The organism is Pseudomonas sp. K5002 (assembly GCF_013386655.1).
Classification (GTDB): domain Bacteria; phylum Pseudomonadota; class Gammaproteobacteria; order Pseudomonadales; family Pseudomonadaceae; genus Aquipseudomonas.
Genome location: NZ_JACARK010001532.1, coordinates 1 through 414, shown reverse-complemented (window position 1 = coordinate 414; position 414 = coordinate 1). Strand labels below are relative to the sequence as shown.

The window sequence follows — 414 nt, the reverse complement described above, 5'->3', positions numbered from 1 at the left end:
CAAGTGGTGTGGCGCAAGGCTCGATTGACGGTCGAAGCGCTGCATCTGGACGGTGATGTGCTGGCCGGCCTGCATCAGCGTTTCGACGCCCGGCGCTACCGGCTGGACATCGCTCAGGCGCCGCTGATCCGCCTGATGTACGCCAACGACCCGGCCAATCAGCGGGTGGTGGCGGTGCTGCTGTATCACCACATCGTCCTGGACCACACCGCGTTCGACGTGGTGCTGCGGGAAATGCAGGGCTACCTGCTGGGGCACCCCGCACCGCAGGCCGCGCCGATGCCTTATCGCAATTACGTGGCGCAGGCGCGACTGGGTGTCAGCGAGCAGGAGCATGAAGGGTTCTTCCGCGAGATGCTTGGCGATATCCACGAGCCGACGCTGCCGTTTGGCTTGCAGGATGTGCAGGGCGAT

1 pseudogene is annotated in these 414 nt (G+C 65.0%); it reads left to right on the top strand.

Annotated elements, in window-relative coordinates:
• Nucleotides 1-414: pseudogene (locus HX846_RS37745) on the top strand (hypothetical protein); the annotation flags it as partial.